The organism is Ruegeria sp. AB10 (genome assembly GCF_056542745.1).
The window spans coordinates 39,850-55,919 of sequence record NZ_JBQGAI010000006.1 but is presented as its reverse complement, the minus strand read 5'-3'; the positions used below and the strand labels follow the sequence as shown (position 1 = coordinate 55,919).

Here is a 16,070-nt window from a genome sequence, read left to right as displayed (position 1 = left end):
CATGTTCCGCCTGACAGAATACATGCATCAACTCGTCACCCCGACACCAGTGCGCAAACGCCGCCCCGGACCGGTGAAACCGGTGGTGATCTGGAACCTGACGCGACGCTGCAACCTGAAATGCCGCCATTGCTACACCGTTTCGGCGGATGTGGCCTTCCCCGGTGAGCTCAGTCACGAGCAAGCCATGGTAACCCTTGAGGATCTGGGCCAATTTCGCGTCCCGGCCCTGATCCTCTCGGGTGGGGAACCGCTGGACCGGTTCGATTTCTTCGATATCGCCAAGCGCGCGCGCGATCTGGTACCGATGCTGGCGCTGTCCACAAACGGCACCCGGATTTACGACGAAACCGCCGATATGATCGCCGATGTAGGGTTCAACTATGTCGGCATCTCGCTGGACGGGATCGGCGCCACGAATGACTGGTTCCGCGGCGTTGAAGGCGCCTTTGCCGACGCCCTGCGCGGCGTGCGTGAATGCAAGAAACGCGGCATCAAGGTGGGCCTGCGCTTCTGCCTGACCGAAGGCACCCAGCACCATTTGCCGGACCTGCTGCAACTGTGTGATGACGAGGGCGTCGACAAGTTCTATCTGTCTCATCTTGTCTATGCTGGCCGCGGCGACAAGAACCGGGGCGAGGATGCCGAACATCTGCGCACCCGCAACGGGCTCGATCTGTTGCTGGAACGCGCGTGGGAGGCCGCCTCGGGCGGACGCCAGCTGGACATTGTGACAGGCAACAACGACGCCGATGCCGGGTATTTCCTGAACTGGGTCCGCGCGCGCTTTGATGCCGACAAGGCCGCCCATGTGCGTGAACATCTGGCCGCATGGGGTGGCAACTCCAGCGGTTTGGGTGTTGCCAATATCGACAATCTGGGCCGGGTCCATCCCGACACCTACTGGTCCGACTACACGGTCGGCAATGTGAAGACCAAACCGTTTTCCGAGCTTTGGACCAGCGATGATCCGATGCTCGCCATGCTGCGCACCCGCCCGCGCCCGCTGAAGGGGCGCTGCGGGGCTTGTCAGCTCAAGGACGTCTGCGGCGGCAATACCCGGATTCGTGCGTTGCAGCTGACCGGCGACCCCTGGGCCGAAGATCCGGCGTGTTATCTGACAAATCAAGAAATCGGCGTCGAAGATGCGGGCGAGCGCCTGCAGGTGACGCCGTTCCGAGGAAAAAGCAATGACCCGGCGCATCAGTTCTTTTGACACTCTGAAAATCGGCACATTCTGTTCGCTGCTGCTGGCGGGCACCGCATGGGCCGACGCCCCGGCCGACTATGCCGAACACTGCGCATCCTGCCATGGTGAAAACCGTCTGGGCGGGGTTGGCCCTGCGCTGATCCCCGAGACGCTGAAGCGTATGCGTGGGCCACGTATTGCCGCAGTGATTGCCGAAGGCCGTACCGCTACGCAGATGCCCGCCTTTTCCCATGAATTGGATGCTCTGCAGATCGAGGAACTGGCCGGCTGGCTGAAGTCGCCTTTGGAAACCAACCCGGAATGGGGTGAGGCCGAAATCATGGCCAGCCGCACTCTGGATGAGGATTACAGCCCGGTTGACGCGCCCGTGTGGGACAGCGACCCGATGAACATCACGCTGGCGGTTGAGACCGGCGATCACCATGTCAGCGTTCTGGACGGCGACACGTTCGAGGTTCTGGACCGGTTCGAGACGCCTTTTGCCGTGCACGGAGGCCCCAAATTCAGCCCCGATGGCCGCTATGTGTTCATAATGTCCCGCGATGGCTGGGTGCAGAAATACGACATCTGGGCGCTGAAACAGGTGGGTCGCGTGCGCGCGGGTCTGAACAGCCGCAACATCGCCATGTCAGGCGATGGCAAATGGGTGGCCGTGGCGAATTACCTGCCCAACAGCCTGACCCTGCTGTCGACCGAGGACCTGTCGGTCGCCAAGGTCGTCGAGGTCAAGAGCAAGAAGGGCGTTCCCAGCCGTGTCTCGGCTGTCTATCAGGCCCCGCCGCGCGAAAGCTTCGTTCTGGCGCTGAAAGACGTGCCCGAGATCTGGGAGGTCTTCTACGGTGCCAACCCTCCGCAATCCGGGTTGGGGCATGATTTCCGCATCGAGGGGCAATTCAAGAACCCTGACCCGTTCCCGGTGCGCAAGATAACCACGCCGGATTATCTGGACGATTTCTTTTTTGACCAGAGCTATGAATACGTCATGGGGGCCTCGCGCGATGGCAATGGCGGTCAGGTGATCGATCTGGTGATCGGGCAGAAAGTGGCCGATCTGGACCTGCCGGGGATGCCGCATCTGGGCTCGGGCATCACGTGGCAGCATGGCAACACGACCGTGATGGCCACGCCGCACCTGACTGATGGTACGGTGTCGGTGATCGACATGGAAACCTGGGAAACCGTCAAGCGGATCAAGACCGAGGGGCCCGGTTTCTTCATGCGCAGCCATGAAAATTCGCCTTATGTCTGGGCCGATGTGTTCTTTGGGCCGAACAAGGACGCGATGCATGTGATCGACAAGCAAAGCCTTGAGATCGTTAAGACTCTGCGTCCGGCCCCGGGTAAAACCGTGGCTCATGTGGAGTTTACCAAGGACGGCAGTCACGCGCTGGTCTCGATCTGGGAAGATGACGGCGCTGTGATCGTCTATGACGCGCAGACGCTGGAAGAGGTCCGCCGCCTGCCGATGCGCAAACCTTCAGGGAAATACAATGTCTGGAACAAGATCACCTTCTCGGAAGGCACCAGCCACTGAAGGCAAATGGCCGGTCTGGAAGCTGGCCATTCTGCTCTATCCGGCCACGGCACTGACCGTGGCCATCAACCTGTTTCTGGCAGGTCTGATCGCCAACAGCGCCGGGTTTGGCATAATCGAGCCGGTCACCGCAATCCTGTGGTCAATCCCCTTGGGTGTACCCGCATCCTGGCTGGCCGGGCGCTGGGTGCGTGGCCTGATGGATGAGGCGGACGACCAAGGCTAAATCTCCGGCGCCTAACCGAAGTCAAGTATGGCCGCGAGAGAATCCCTTACGACTCAGGAAAGATTGCCGAGTTGGATTCTCCATGCCCGCCCTCAACCCTCTGCACATGTCAGCTGTTTGCGCGTCCCGCGCGGCTTGTGCTTTGGCGGGCATCTTCCTTCTGCTGTTGCAGCTGCTTGGCCCGGCGCTGGCGAGTCCCGGGGAAAGCATGTGGGTGGAGATCTGCTCGGAGGCAGGGGCGGTCTGGGTTCAGGTGGACCTCGAAGAGGACACCACGGACCCAACCGCGCCCTGTCCGAAATGCGCCGACTGCGCCCTGTGTGCCGTCACCTCGGCAGCTCCGGTGCCGGAGTTGCCCGTTCTGCAACGGGACGGTCTTGTTCACGCCGCATATTGCGAAAATCGCGATCTGGTCAATGTCACCAGCGTAAAACGCCTGTGGCCTGAATCCCGAGGCCCCCCGCACGCGGCCCAAGAAATAACTGAACGCGCCCTGCGCGCGTCCATGGCGTCCACCCAAGTCATCGGAGGTGCGCCGTGGTCGTAAGTCGCGCAATCCATAGCCTGCTGGCCTTTACCCTGTCCTGCCTGATGGCGATCAGCGCCCATGCCGACAGCCTCGCCAGCTTCCTGCCTGACATTGAGCCCGCCGATCTGGCCCCCGGTGCCGATGCCTTTGGCCCGGTGCGCGATGACGTGCCCGTCGCCCCCGTGCTGAAGGGCGGGGAAACTGTCGCCTGGGCTTTCCTGACATCCGATTTCGTGGGCACCACAGGATATTCCGGCAAACCCATCCACGTGGTGGCCGCCATCGACGGCGATGCGGTGCTGACCGGGGTGAAGCTGGTCAAGCACTCGGAACCCATCGTTCTGATCGGCATCCCCAATTCCCGCATGGTCGAACTGACTGAAGGCTATACCGGCCTCGACCTCAAGCATGAGGCCGCAACGGGTGGTGAAGGGCATGACCTCGACATCATCTCGGGCGCGACGGTCACGATCATGGTGATCGACGACAGCCTTGTGCGCGGCGGTATCAAGGTCGCCCGCGCACTGGGTCTGGGCGGGCTGTCCCCGCTGCAGGCTGACGGGCCAAAACGCGAAGTCGATATGGCGCAGGATGCGACCTATGACTGGACGACGCTTTCGGGCGACGGCTCGGTGCGGCGTCTGACGCTGGATATCGGCCAGGTCAACGCCGCGTTCGAGGCCACCGGCGATCAGCGCGCCATCAAACGCCCTGAACGGGGTGAACCGGATGACACTTTCATCGACATGCACGTGGCGCTGGTCTCGGTGCCGTCGATCGGGAAATCCCTGCTGGGTGAGGCCGAATACAATAACCTGACCAAGTGGCTGGACGAAGGCGAACAGGCCATTCTGGTGTTGGGTCGCGGGACCTACAGCTTCAAGGGCTCGGGCTATGTTCGGGGCGGTATTTTCGACCGTATCCAGCTGATCCAGGGCGACAGTTCGGTCCGGTTCTTCGATAAGCAACAACGCCGTCTGGGTCAGGTCGCGGCCCCCGATGCGCCCAGCTTTACCGAACTGGATATCTTCAAGATCCCCGCTGATGCCGAGTTTGACCCGGCCGAACCCTTCCGCCTGCAACTGTTGGTGCAACGGGCCGTGGGCGCGGTCGAGAAGACCTTTCTGACCTTCGATCTGGGCTACAAGCTGCCGGAACAGTACCTTCTGCCGGCCGCGGCCCCCGCGGTCGTCGACGATGCCACCGGAGAAGCCGCCGCCAAGGCGGCCCTTTGGCAGCGCATTTGGAAGGACCGCACCGTCGAGATCGGCGTTCTGGGCGTCATGCTGCTGGTGCTGACCGCCACATTCTTCTTCCAGTTCCACGCCACCATGAATGCCCGCGTCTTCTACTGGTTCCGCATCGGCTACCTGACGATGACCCTGTTCTTCATCGGCTGGTACGCCAATGCACAGCTGAGCGTAGTGAATCTGATGGCGCTGGCAGGCAGCCTGCGCACCGGGTTCTCGTGGGACGCTTTCCTGCTGGATCCGCTGGTCTTTATCCAGTGGTTCGCCGTTGCTGCCGCCCTGCTGTTCTGGGGACGTGGGGCCTATTGCGGCTGGCTGTGTCCTTTTGGCGCGCTGCAGGAACTGACCAACAAGATCGCGCGGGCCTGCCGTATTCCGCAATGGACCCTGCCCTGGGGACTGAACGAACGGCTTTGGCCTGCAAAATACATGATCTTCCTCGTGCTCTTCGGCATCAGCTTTGTCTCGATCCCGCTGGCAGAAAAATACGCCGAAATCGAGCCGTTCAAGACCGCGATCATCCTGAAATTCATGCGCGACTGGCCGTTTGTTGTCTTTGCGCTTCTCCTGCTGGGGATTGGGCTGTTCATTGAACGGTTCTACTGCCGCTATCTCTGCCCGCTGGGCGGAGCGCTGGCGATCCCTGCCCGTATTCGCATGTTCGACTGGCTGCGCCGCTACAAGGATTGCGGCACCCCCTGTCAGACCTGCGCCAACGAATGCCCCGTTCAGGCCATCCACCCCACTGGTGAGATCAACCCGAACGAGTGCGTCACCTGCCTGCATTGTCAGGTGCTCTACCAGTCCGAGGACAAATGTCCCGTCGTTATCCGCCAGCTTAAACGGCGGGCCAAGACAGGGTCGGTCAGCCCTAAGACCCCCCTCGGACAACCACCGGCGAACCATCCGAACGCCAAACCGCAATCCGTTTCCTAAAAAGGAGGAACGATCATGTCGGACAACGAAAACAAACTGAACATCACCCGCCGCGGGATGCTGGGGGCCACCGCCACCGGTGCTGTGCTGGCCGGGACCGGTCTGGGCTCGACCCTGATGACCGCGCGCGAAGCCAGCGCTGCGGCCAAGTACAATCTCGAACCCGGCGAGCTGGATGAATATTACGGCTTCTGGTCTTCGGGTCAGACTGGCGAACTGCGCATCCTGGGCTTCCCGTCCATGCGCGAATTGATGCGCGTGCCGGTCTTCAACCGCTGCTCGGCCACCGGCTGGGGTCAGACCAACGAGTCGCTGAAGATCATGTCCGACGGCCTGCTGCCGGAAACCAAAGAGTTCCTGGCTAAGCGCGGCATGAAAACCTATGACAACGGCGACCTGCACCACCCGCACATGTCGTTCACTGACGGCACCTATGACGGCCGTTACCTGTTCATGAACGACAAGGCCAACACCCGCGTCGCTCGTGTGCGCTGCGACGTGATGAAATGCGACAAGATCACCGAGATCCCCAACGCCAAGGCGATCCACGGTCTGCGTCCGCAGAAATTCCCGCGCACCGGCTATGTCTTTGCCAATGGTGAAGATGAAACACCGCTGGTCAATGACGGCACAGTGCTGGACGATCCGTCGCAATACGTGAACATCTTCACCGCGCTGGACGGTGACACGATGGAAGTGGCATGGCAGGTGATCGTGTCGGGCAACCTCGACAACACCGACTGCGACTATCAGGGCAAATACGCCTATTCGACCTCGTACAACTCGGAAATGGGTATGAACTTGGCCGAGATGACCGAGAACGAGCTGGACCACGTCGTTGTCTTCAACCTGGCCGAGATCGAAAAGGGTATCGAAGCCGGTGACTATCAGGAGCTGAAAGGCGTCAAGGTTCTGGACGGCCGTAAGGGTCAGAACAAGAAATACACCCGTTACATCCCGATCCCGAACTCGCCGCACGGCATCAACACCGCGCCGGACGGCAAGCACGTTTGCATCAACGGCAAGCTGTCGCCCACCGTCTCGATCATGGACGTGACCAAGCTGGACGCCCTGTTCGAAAGCGACGCCGACCCGCGGTCGTGCATCGTGGGTGAGCCGCAGCTGGGTCTTGGCCCGCTTCACACCGCCTATGATGGTCAGGGCAACGCGTTCACCACGCTGTTCCTGGACAGCCAGGTCGTGAAGTGGAACATCGACAAGGCGATCAAGGCCTATAACGGCGAAGACGTCGATCCGATCATCTCGAAGGTCGACGTGCATTATCAGCCGGGCCACAACTCGACCTCGATGGGTGAGACCAAAGACGCTGACGGTAAATGGCTGATTTCGATGAACAAGTTCTCGAAAGACCGTTTCCTGAACGTCGGCCCGCTGAAGCCCGAGAACGAGCAGCTGATCGACATCTCGACCGACGAGATGAAGGTGGTCCACGATGGCCCGACCTTTGCCGAGCCGCATGACTCGATCATCGTCCGCCGTGACATCGTCAACCCGGTCAACGTGTGGGACCGCAACGATGTGACCTGGGAAGACGCCCGCAAACAGGCCGAAGCCGATGGCATCGATCTGGAAGAAGGCGCCGAAGAGCCCATCCGCGATGGCAACAAGGTGCGCGTCTACATGACCTCGCAGGCGCCGACCTTCAGCCTTGAGAAGTTCACGGTCAAACAGGGCGACGAGGTGACGGTCTACATCACCAACCTCGACGACGTGGATGACGTGACCCATGGCTTCTGCCTGGGCAACTACGGCATCGCGATGGAGATTGGGCCGCTGGCAACCGCCTCGGTCACCTTCACCGCCGACCGTCCGGGCGTGCACTGGTTCTATTGCCAGTGGTTCTGCCATGCGCTGCACATGGAAATGCGTGGCCGGATGCTGGTCGAGCCGGCAGGAGCCTAAACCATGCGTTGGCCCCTGCTCATACCGCTCCTGCTTGGCTCGCCCCTTTGGGCGGCGGACTGGGACGTGCCCAACCAGGCGGGGGCCATCACTGAAACACTGGCGCAGGCGGCGGATGGAGACACCCTCCGCCTGAGCCCCGGTGTCTACACCGAAACACTGGTTCTGGACCGGCCCGTCACCATCGACGGGCAGGGACAGGCCACCATTGACGGACAAGGTGTTGGCAGCGTCATCACTGTAACCGGGCCGGGCGTGACCGTGCGCGGGCTGACGGTGATCGGCTCAGGCTCGGACCATGACGGGATCGACAGTGGTATCCAGTTGACCAAAACGGCCAAGGCCCCCGTGGTCGAGAACAACGTGCTGTTGGGCAATCTCTACGGTGTCGACATTCATGGTGCCAAGGACAGCATCGTACGCGGCAACCGGATCGAAGGGCGACAGGACCAGCGGATGAACGACCGCGGAAATGGCATCTATGTCTGGAACGCGCCGGGTGCGGTGGTTGATGGCAATGACATCAAGTACGGGCGCGACGGGATATTTGTGAACTCGTCCAAGAAAAACACCTTCACCAACAACCTGTTTCGCGACCTGCGTTTCGCCGTGCATTACATGTATGCCGACGACTCGGTCGTCAGCGACAATGTCTCGATCGGCAATGATCTGGGCTATGCGGTGATGTTCACGACCAATGTGACCGTGGCCAACAACGTCTCGATTGACGACCGCGAACATGGCGTGATGTTGAACTACGCCAACAAGAGCACCATCACCGGCAACGTGGTGAAAGGCGCCAAGGAAAAATGCACCTTCCTGTATAATTCGAACAAGAACGACTTCACCGATAACTGGTTCCAGGGTTGCGGCATCGGCATCCACTTTACCGCCGGCTCCGAGCGCAACCGGATCGTCGGCAACGCCTTTGTCGGCAACCGGACGCAGGTGAAATACGTCTCGACCAAATGGGTCGAGTGGTCTGAAGAAGGGCGCGGCAATTATTGGTCCGATTTTGCCGCCTATGATGTGGATGGCAACGGTATCGCCGACGCCCCCTATCGCCCCAATGACTCGATGGACCATGTGCTGTGGACCCAACCCTCAGCCAAATTGTTGCTCGGCTCGCCAGCCGTGCAACTGGTGCGCTGGTCGCAATCGGCCTTCCCGGCGCTGCTGCCGGGTGGTGTGATGGACAGCAACCCATTGATGCAAGCCCCTGAACCCCCAGCTATGAAAAAGGTGCCTCATGACGGATAAGGCCCTGACTATCGACCATGTCAACAAGGACCGTGGAAAGATCCGCGTTCTTGACGATATCACCCTGTCTCTTGCCCCCGGCCAGCGCGTGGCGCTGCTGGGCCATAACGGCGCGGGCAAGTCGACCCTGATCAAATCCATCCTCGGCCTGACGCCGATCAATGGCGGAGCCATCCGGATCGGCAACACCACCCCCGGCAGCGCACAGGCGCGGCGGGACACGGCCTATCTGCCCGAAGCGGTGTCGTTTCATCCCGCGCTGACCGGCCGCGAGCAACTGACCCTGTTCGCAAAGCTATCCGGGACCAAGGCCAACGTGCCCGGCCTGTTGGACCGTGTCGGCCTGAGCGACGCACTGGACCGCCGGATCGGAGCCTATTCCAAAGGGATGCGGCAACGTCTGGGTCTGGCGCAGGTGCTGCTGGGCCAGCCGAAAGTTGCCCTGCTGGATGAACCAACCTCTGGCTTGGACCCGATTTCCCGGCAGGATCTCTATGCCATTATCGACGAACTGGCCGCACAGGGCACCGCCGTCCTGATCGCCAGCCACGCCCTGACCGAGGTCGAGGCCCGCACCGACCGCATCGCCATCATGCGCAAAGGCCGGATGGTTGCCGACGACACGCTGAGCAATCTGTCTGCTCTGGCCGGTCTGCCGATCCGCCTGCGCGTACGAGCCAGTGCCAACCCCGATGCGCTGGCCGCCGAATTGGGCGGCAACCGGATCAATGGAGCGTCGGTGGAACTGCTCTGTTCCCCCGATGACAAGATGGAGGCCCTGCGCCGCATCGCCGGGCTGGGCGAGGCCGTGGCGGATGTCGAGATGACACCGCCCAAGCTGGAAGACCTCTATCGCCACTATGCTCAGGAGGAAATGCAATGACCCGCTTCCTCGCCATCACCCGCACCGAAATGCTGATCCTGCGCCGCAACCGCTGGCTGCTGGTCGCCACGCTGATCATGGTGCTGTTCGCGCTGGCGCTGACCTTTGCAGGCAGCGCCCCCACCGGCACGCTGGGCGTCGACATGCTGACCGTTTCGGTCGCCTCGATGACCACACTGTCGGTCTACCTTGCGCCCCTTTTGGCGCTGATGATCTCGTTCGACGCTATCGCAGGCGACGTGGATCGGGGCAGCCTGTCGCTGCTGCTGTCCTACCCGGCAGGGCGCGGAGAAATCCTGTTGGGCAAATTCACCGCCCATCTGGCCGCTTTGGCCTTTGCCATGACCGTCGGCTTCGGCACCGCAGGTGCGGTAGCCGCGTTCTTTGGCGGCGCGGGGCCGGAAAGCCTGATGGCGCTGATCCGCCTCATCCTCACTTCCATCCTGCTGGGCGCCGTTTTTCTGGCGCTGGGTTACCTGCTGTCCGCCCTGGCAAAGGGGGCTACGGCGGCGGCAGGTCTGTCGGCCGGGCTCTGGCTGGTTTTTGTCGTCCTTTATGATCTGGGCTTGTTGGGAGCCGTCGTCATGGACAAGGGCGGCACCTTCACCCAATCCGTCTTTCCATGGGTGATGGTAGCCAACCCGGCCGACGCATTCCGTCTTTGGAACATCGCCGCAACCGAAGGCGTCGCCATGGCCTCGGGCATGACCGGAGCCGCACAGGCCCTGCCCGTCTGGGCCGCGCCCGCCTCGCTGCTGATCTGGCCGGTGCTGGGCTTTGCCCTCGCCCGCCTCGCATTCCGGAGGGTCGAGCCATGAAACGTCTTGCCCTGATCGCTCTGGTCGCTTTGACCGCCTGCAAGGAAGAGGTTGCCGAAGCCCCCGACCCGGTTGATCTGACCCCGGATGCGCTCAGCTATTTCTGTCAGATGAACATCGCCGAACATGGCGGGCCAAAAGGGCAGATTCATCTGGAAGGATATCCCGCACCGCTGTTCTTTGCTCAGGTACGCGACATGCTGGCCTATCTGAAAAGCCCCGAACGCGATGCCGAAATCACCGCTGTTTACGTCAGTGACATGGGGGTTGCACAAAACTGGCGGCAGCCGGGCATTTCCAACTGGATCGCGGCGGATGATGCCAGCTTTGTCGTGGGTGCCAACGTTGCAGGAGGCATGGGCGCACCCGAGGTTGTCCCCTTTGCCGATCCCGCCGCTGCTGATGTCTTCATCACCCAATATGGTGGCGCGCAGATGCCGCTGTCCGACATTCCCGCTGCGCAGGTTCTCGGCCCCGTCGATCTGGACCTGAAACTGGAGACCCCCTCATGACCCCCCTCTCCCGCCGCCGGTTTCTGACCATGTCCGCCGCCTGTGCAGCCTTTCCAGCCGTTGCCAAACCCGCCTCGGCAGCCCATTGGCGCGGGGTTGCGCTGGGGGCCGAGGCCAGCTTGCGGCTGGAGGGGCTGACCGATGCCCAGGCCGCGCCGATCATCGCCGCCGTCGAGGCCGAGATGGCCCGCCTGGAAAACATCTTCAGCCTGTACCGCCCCCAATCCGAACTCAGCCGCCTGAACCGCGACGGCTATCTGTCGGGCCCCGCGCCGGAACTGCTGAACGTTCTCAGCCTCTGCACGGCGCTGCACGAGGCCACGGACGGTGCGTTCGACCCCACCGTGCAACCGCTCTGGTCCGCGCTGGCAACCGGTAAGAGCCCCGAGAAGATCGACGCGGCCCGACGCTCGGTCGGATGGTCCGGCGTGACCATTCAGCCGGACATGATCCGCCTGCCCCAGCCCGGAGTTTCGGCACTGACCCTGAACGGCATTGCACAGGGCGCCATCACCGACCGTATCAGCGCGCTTTTGACTGCACATGGTTTGCGGGACGTGCTGGTGAACATGGGGGAAATCTCGGCCTTGGGCCAACGCGCAGACGGGCACCCCTGGCAGGTCGGGCTGGCCGGACCCGGAGGTCAGGTTCACAAATCCATAGAACTGCGGGACCGAGCCGTCGCCACGTCGGACGCGCGCAGCTTCATGCTGACTGGTGATCAAGGACATATCCTGAACCCTACGGGCGAAGTGCGCCCGGCGCATGTCGTCTCGGTCTCAGCCCCCAGCGCAGCCATTGCCGACGGGTTGTCGACGGCTTTGTGCGCTCTGCCGACGATAGGCTTTGAAACCGTGCTTCAGGCTTTTCCCGAGGTGCGGCTGGAAATGCATATCTAACCACAGGACCAGCTCTGCCCGCAAATCGCACTATGAGCGTGCCTCAATAGTCCAAAGTCGGGACATGGGCCTGCCAACGGCTTACAAGGCCAGCCTTTGTTCTCGCTCAATCTACAATAATGGTAGATGGCGGAGACGAAGGGATTCACTGACGTGATTTAATTTGAGCCTTGCAGCTAAGGAAATATGGTGAAATAGACACCTAACGTGTGGTGATAACGTGTGGTGACGTGATGGCAAGACTCGAGAAACGACGGCGACTTTACTATGCCGTTAGGGACATACCACTAGACGCTCAAAAGCGCATCGGAAAGTCGCGCTTCCTTAGATCCACAGGCACCGGAGACCATGCGGCAGCCAAACTGGTAGCAGCCACTTTTGACGTAAGCTGGCTGGAGATGATTAGGAATGCCACCCGTCCAGAGAACGACTCCGCCCCCAAAGAAACCGCCGAAGACAGGATGCACCGCAGGGCGAACCACTGGCGACAGCGGATTGCTAACGCGGCACCGTCATCAAGGGACATAATCATTGAACAGATGAAGGAAGAGGCCAGTCAGGAAGCAGACCCTTCTGACCATGACGATTTCCACGGTATCCGTCGAGGCGAGCTATTCGTTGAAATCGCCTTAGGAGAACACGCGCAAACAGACGAGCATCTGGATAGTTTCCTTGAGGCCAAAGCCCGAGACACGAAGCCAAAAACGATAGACCTGTACAGGGGTAGCCTAGTTCGCTTCTGTCAGCACTTTCCCAAGACCTCCGATGTTAACCACCAGTCAGTAAAAGATTGGGTGGCGCAGTTGAGGGACGAAGGGACAAAAGACAACACCCTACAGAGAACATTTTCTGCGGTGCGTGGGTATTGGAGACACTTACAGGACCGTGGGGTGGTCACGGGGGACAACGATCCGTTTGCCAACGTCCTGAAAGTCGGGTCCCAGAGCAAGAACCGAAGGGGAAAGGCGACACCCTATGTTCCGTTTGAGCCGGTGGACGTGGTAAAGCTGTTGAACTCAGCGGTCACCAGCGGAGACGATGCTCTGGCCAATCTAGTCACGCTTGGCATGTGGACAGGCTGCCGGATAGAGTCACTGTGCTCACTCAAAGTCGAAGACGTGAAAGACGACACCTTGCGGGTCAGTGACAAGACCGATGCCGGGGATCGCATCGTCCCCGTCCACGAAAAACTCAAAGGCACTCTGTCTGAGCTTTGTGCGAATAGCGCCGACGGGTATGTCCTTTCCGGTTTGTCCTCGAACAAATACGGTGACAGGTCCAATGCCATCGGTAAACGGTTCGGTCGGCTCAAGGAACGAATGGGCTTCGAAGGGCGGCAATGGGGCTTCCACAGCATCCGCAAGACAGTCGTTACACAACTCCAGCACTCGAATGTCCCAGAAGAGATCACGATGTCGATTGTGGGCCACGAGAACCGGTCAATCACCTACGGTTTGTACAGCGCAGGACCCAGCCTCAACCAGAAGCGCGCGGCCATCGCGAAACTGAGCTACCCGACGATATGAATGAGCCACACAGCGCGCCTGTGTGAGTCCCACAGCGGCCAAGTGGAGTCCCCGCACCCCACCCCAGCCAAAGCAAGTTTTCGTCGCTCCAACCAGCACCTCGATGAAGAAACTTAGTTCGGAAGACGCCTCAATGTCCTTGACCCATAAGTCAGGGTAATACCTCGCGTAATTCCCGGCAATGAACAGAGCAACATAGAAGTAGCCGAACTCGTTTAGGGGCAGTTCGCTAGGTTGGAAGTAATTTTGGCCATCTTCGTCGACCATGACGTGAGGAATCCTACAACCAGATGGATAGCCTACCTTAAGTTTGAGGCGAATAACTGCTGTGGTGCTCGCTCCTTGTTGCACATCTATTGACGGGACAAGCGCTGGAGGAACCAAGTAGTTCTCTAAGTACTCGTTGAGCAGAGCTTCTCTAGTGGGATGGATGGTCGTCACCGACTCAAAGTCATCCCCATTTACAATAGCATCCGACCTACCGCGCACTAGCTCAACGTCTATTCCCTTCTGATCCAAGGAATAAAGAAGACAAGGTATCCGCTTCATGCAGTCGAGCAGGGTCATCCCTGAGGAAGGAAACTCTTCCATTTCCCCCCCGTAAACAATTGACAAACAGCGCTTAGACGTGATCCCGCGATTGGTGTCGTTCAGCAAACCATACGCGGGTAGATGACCGGCCGACCTATGCCACAATTCAAAAGTACCAAACCTACCAGAACGGGAATGGTCATACATCGGCTTAGCCGTCAACAGGCTCCCAGATACTTCAAACGCTTGGTTAGGCTGGACTGCACCCACAGTAGACTGAAGGCCATGATGCCGGTGTTCTGCTCTTGCCTTGTCTATACTGCTGTCCCCAGATTGCTTGAATAGGATTTCAGCCAATGCGAGGTGCATGACAGAGTAATAGAGCAACACTGGTCGGGTCCCGAGAGAAACACCTTGAGCTGCCTGGAAGTAGTCTCTTGCCAGTGACAGACAAAGTCGCAACTGTTCCGCTTGTTTCATCACGTTAGGGCGGTGCTTTGCAGGAACTCCATGCAATTCCATGAGTGACTTCGTCACTGCATCAGTGTTTTGGAAATGCCGCATCTCCCTCCAAGCGTAATCCGCTGGCGAAGCAGCCTTGGACACAACTACGTCTCTAATCTGCAATATACTACCTGTGATCGAACGGTTTCAACAAACTCGCTTCAATCCAACAGATGGCATCTTCCATTGTCCAGCCGGTATTTGGAAAGTGGCACCGAACGATAGAATCTTTGTGTGGTGATGGCGTGTGGTGATGCGGGAAATACCTATCCGCTAAGGCATTGAAAATTAACACCATATCTTTCGCCAAGATTGGTGGCGGAGACGAAGGGATTCGAACCCTCGAGACGGTTTCCCGCCTACTCCCTTAGCAGGGGAGCGCCTTCGACCACTCGGCCACGTCTCCGCCGACGGGTATATCCTTGCAAACGCTGGAAATACAAGGCCGATTCTGAACAGATCGGCAGTTTTCTTCGATATCCCGGAACTTCTTGAAATCGTTCCAAATAGAGCTGTTTTGCACCGAATTCAGGCAGTGTCCGGCCAGCCGATTTCAACGGCATAGCCCCGGATCGGGCTTCAGATTCGCAAAACGCACCGTCAGTTTTTCAGAAGGCCCATGACCAACCGCCCTTGTGTCGTTTCCCAAAAGCCTTCCCGGCCAAGAACCCAATATCCGAAATCCGACCGCGCGTGGTGGGGTGACATGGGAACCAGGCTCTTTCCGTCGATCAGGTCCTGAATGATCCCCATCCATCCAAGCGCGACCCCGACCCCGGACAGGGCCAGATGCAGCGCCATTCCGTGATCGTTGACCACGACGCGGTTGTCGGACAAACGCCAATCGTCCTCAGAGCGATCCAGCCATGCCTCCCAACTCAGCCAACGCCGTTCCGGATCGTCCTGCTCGATCAGCGGAATGTTGGAGACATCAATGCTGCCATCCAGCTTGCGGTATCGCTCGATCAGGCTGGGGGACGCGACGGGGCAAACGGCCTCGTCAATCAGCTTTCGGGCCTCAAATCCCGGCCAGTGACCCTGCCCAAAGAGAATCCAGCAATCCGCCGGTTCCCGGAACAAGTCCGCGTCTTTGACCAGAGTGATCACCTTCACCTGCGCGCCCAGCTGTTCCGACAGATCCGGCAGGCGCGATGACAACCAGTAGGTTCCGATTCCCGGATAGGTCGCGACAGTGAAAACCCCGTCACCGTCTTTCGCCCGAATCCGGGCCGCCGTCGTTCTAATGTTTCGAAAAGCCCGGGACACGGTTTCATACAGCTCGCTTGCGTCCGGGGTAGGTACCAGGCGACCATGTTTTTTTTCGAAAAGAACGACACCCAGATCCTGCTCTAGCTGTTTGATCTGATAGCTTATTGCAGGCTGCTGCACATTCAGTGCCTTGGCTGCCAGCGTAAAGCTGCCATGCCAATAGGCCTCTTCGAATGCCCTTAGGCCCTTGAGTGTCGGCAGGCTGGCTGTCATTGAAAAATTCAATCCCTCACTCAGAATTTTCCACATACTCTAGAAGG

14 protein-coding genes and 1 tRNA gene are annotated in these 16,070 nt (G+C 59.7%); 12 read left to right on the top strand and 3 right to left on the bottom strand.

Features of this window, described 5'->3' with window-relative positions:
- The first annotated feature begins 1 nt into the window (after window position 1).
- From nirJ to ACR0NT_RS13025, 12 genes are all read left to right on the top strand, one after another.
- Window positions 2-1,216 carry a heme d1 biosynthesis radical SAM protein NirJ gene (gene nirJ, locus ACR0NT_RS13080; RefSeq protein WP_170674202.1) on the top strand — a complete coding sequence of 405 codons (1,215 nt, stop codon included), beginning with the start codon at window positions 2-4 and terminating at the stop codon, window positions 1,214-1,216.
- On the top strand, window positions 1,191-2,744 hold the full coding sequence (locus ACR0NT_RS13075) for a nitrite reductase (RefSeq protein ID WP_170674204.1): 1,554 nt from the start codon (window positions 1,191-1,193) through the stop codon (window positions 2,742-2,744). The genes nirJ and ACR0NT_RS13075 overlap by 26 nt, the downstream gene beginning before the upstream one ends.
- Complete coding sequence (locus tag ACR0NT_RS13070) at window positions 2,701-2,970, top strand: hypothetical protein (RefSeq protein WP_170448397.1); 270 nt, start codon at window positions 2,701-2,703, stop codon at window positions 2,968-2,970. The genes ACR0NT_RS13075 and ACR0NT_RS13070 overlap by 44 nt, the downstream gene beginning before the upstream one ends.
- Window positions 2,971-3,052: 82 nt before the next feature.
- On the top strand, window positions 3,053-3,517 hold the full coding sequence (locus ACR0NT_RS13065) for a DUF2946 family protein (RefSeq protein WP_480443195.1): 465 nt from the start codon (window positions 3,053-3,055) through the stop codon (window positions 3,515-3,517).
- A gap of 44 nt (window positions 3,518-3,561) precedes the next feature.
- Complete coding sequence (locus tag ACR0NT_RS13060; RefSeq protein WP_480443254.1) at window positions 3,562-5,685, top strand: 4Fe-4S binding protein; 2,124 nt, start codon at window positions 3,562-3,564, stop codon at window positions 5,683-5,685.
- A 15-nt stretch (window positions 5,686-5,700) separates the two neighbouring features.
- Window positions 5,701-7,608, top strand: a complete 1,908-nt coding sequence (gene nosZ / locus ACR0NT_RS13055; protein ID WP_170674208.1) for a TAT-dependent nitrous-oxide reductase — start codon at window positions 5,701-5,703, stop codon at window positions 7,606-7,608.
- A 3-nt stretch (window positions 7,609-7,611) separates the two neighbouring features.
- On the top strand, window positions 7,612-8,868 hold the full coding sequence (locus ACR0NT_RS13050; RefSeq protein WP_170674210.1) for a nitrous oxide reductase family maturation protein NosD: 1,257 nt from the start codon (window positions 7,612-7,614) through the stop codon (window positions 8,866-8,868).
- On the top strand, window positions 8,858-9,751 hold the full coding sequence (locus ACR0NT_RS13045; RefSeq protein WP_170674212.1) for an ABC transporter ATP-binding protein: 894 nt from the start codon (window positions 8,858-8,860) through the stop codon (window positions 9,749-9,751). The genes ACR0NT_RS13050 and ACR0NT_RS13045 overlap by 11 nt, the downstream gene beginning before the upstream one ends.
- The gene (locus tag ACR0NT_RS13040) at window positions 9,748-10,569 is read left to right on the top strand and encodes an ABC transporter permease (protein ID WP_170674214.1); all 822 of its coding nucleotides are present in this window, start codon (window positions 9,748-9,750) and stop codon (window positions 10,567-10,569) included. The genes ACR0NT_RS13045 and ACR0NT_RS13040 overlap by 4 nt, the downstream gene beginning before the upstream one ends.
- Complete coding sequence (locus tag ACR0NT_RS13035; RefSeq protein ID WP_170674216.1) at window positions 10,566-11,081, top strand: nitrous oxide reductase accessory protein NosL; 516 nt, start codon at window positions 10,566-10,568, stop codon at window positions 11,079-11,081. The genes ACR0NT_RS13040 and ACR0NT_RS13035 overlap by 4 nt, the downstream gene beginning before the upstream one ends.
- The gene (locus ACR0NT_RS13030; protein WP_170674218.1) at window positions 11,078-11,980 is read left to right on the top strand and encodes an FAD:protein FMN transferase; all 903 of its coding nucleotides are present in this window, start codon (window positions 11,078-11,080) and stop codon (window positions 11,978-11,980) included. Before ACR0NT_RS13035 ends, ACR0NT_RS13030 begins: the two co-directional genes overlap by 4 nt.
- A gap of 233 nt (window positions 11,981-12,213) precedes the next feature.
- On the top strand, window positions 12,214-13,506 hold the full coding sequence (locus tag ACR0NT_RS13025) for a tyrosine-type recombinase/integrase (RefSeq protein ID WP_170674220.1): 1,293 nt from the start codon (window positions 12,214-12,216) through the stop codon (window positions 13,504-13,506).
- On the opposite strand, the gene ACR0NT_RS13020 is transcribed toward ACR0NT_RS13025, so the two are convergent.
- From ACR0NT_RS13020 to ACR0NT_RS13010, 3 genes are all read right to left on the bottom strand, one after another.
- Entirely contained in the window at window positions 13,420-14,559 is a 1,140-nt protein-coding gene (locus ACR0NT_RS13020) for a YaaC family protein (protein ID WP_170674222.1), read from the bottom strand. The two genes, ACR0NT_RS13025 and ACR0NT_RS13020, sit on opposite strands and share 87 nt — an antisense overlap.
- Before the next feature lie 298 nt (window positions 14,560-14,857).
- Window positions 14,858-14,947 (bottom strand) — tRNA-Ser (locus ACR0NT_RS13015).
- Window positions 14,948-15,141: 194 nt separating this feature from the next.
- On the bottom strand, window positions 15,142-16,023 hold the full coding sequence (locus tag ACR0NT_RS13010) for a LysR family transcriptional regulator (RefSeq protein ID WP_170674224.1): 882 nt from the start codon (window positions 16,021-16,023) through the stop codon (window positions 15,142-15,144).
- Window positions 16,024-16,070 lie beyond the last annotated feature (47 nt).

Coding starts and splice junctions, on each gene's coding strand:
- ACR0NT_RS13030 (WP_170674218.1), top strand. CDS start 11,078: ATGACCCCCCTCTCCCGCCGCCGGTTTCTGACCATGTCCGCCGCCTGT.
- ACR0NT_RS13075 (WP_170674204.1), top strand. CDS start 1,191: ATGACCCGGCGCATCAGTTCTTTTGACACTCTGAAAATCGGCACATTC.
- ACR0NT_RS13065 (WP_480443195.1), top strand. CDS start 3,053: ATGCCCGCCCTCAACCCTCTGCACATGTCAGCTGTTTGCGCGTCCCGC.
- ACR0NT_RS13020 (WP_170674222.1), bottom strand. CDS start 14,559: ATGGAATTGCATGGAGTTCCTGCAAAGCACCGCCCTAACGTGATGAAA.
- ACR0NT_RS13025 (WP_170674220.1), top strand. CDS start 12,214: ATGGCAAGACTCGAGAAACGACGGCGACTTTACTATGCCGTTAGGGAC.
- ACR0NT_RS13070 (WP_170448397.1), top strand. CDS start 2,701: ATGTCTGGAACAAGATCACCTTCTCGGAAGGCACCAGCCACTGAAGGC.
- nirJ (WP_170674202.1), top strand. CDS start 2: ATGTTCCGCCTGACAGAATACATGCATCAACTCGTCACCCCGACACCA.
- ACR0NT_RS13035 (WP_170674216.1), top strand. CDS start 10,566: ATGAAACGTCTTGCCCTGATCGCTCTGGTCGCTTTGACCGCCTGCAAG.
- ACR0NT_RS13010 (WP_170674224.1), bottom strand. CDS start 16,023: ATGACAGCCAGCCTGCCGACACTCAAGGGCCTAAGGGCATTCGAAGAG.
- ACR0NT_RS13050 (WP_170674210.1), top strand. CDS start 7,612: ATGCGTTGGCCCCTGCTCATACCGCTCCTGCTTGGCTCGCCCCTTTGG.
- ACR0NT_RS13040 (WP_170674214.1), top strand. CDS start 9,748: ATGACCCGCTTCCTCGCCATCACCCGCACCGAAATGCTGATCCTGCGC.
- ACR0NT_RS13060 (WP_480443254.1), top strand. CDS start 3,562: ATGGCGATCAGCGCCCATGCCGACAGCCTCGCCAGCTTCCTGCCTGAC.
- ACR0NT_RS13045 (WP_170674212.1), top strand. CDS start 8,858: ATGACGGATAAGGCCCTGACTATCGACCATGTCAACAAGGACCGTGGA.
- nosZ (WP_170674208.1), top strand. CDS start 5,701: ATGTCGGACAACGAAAACAAACTGAACATCACCCGCCGCGGGATGCTG.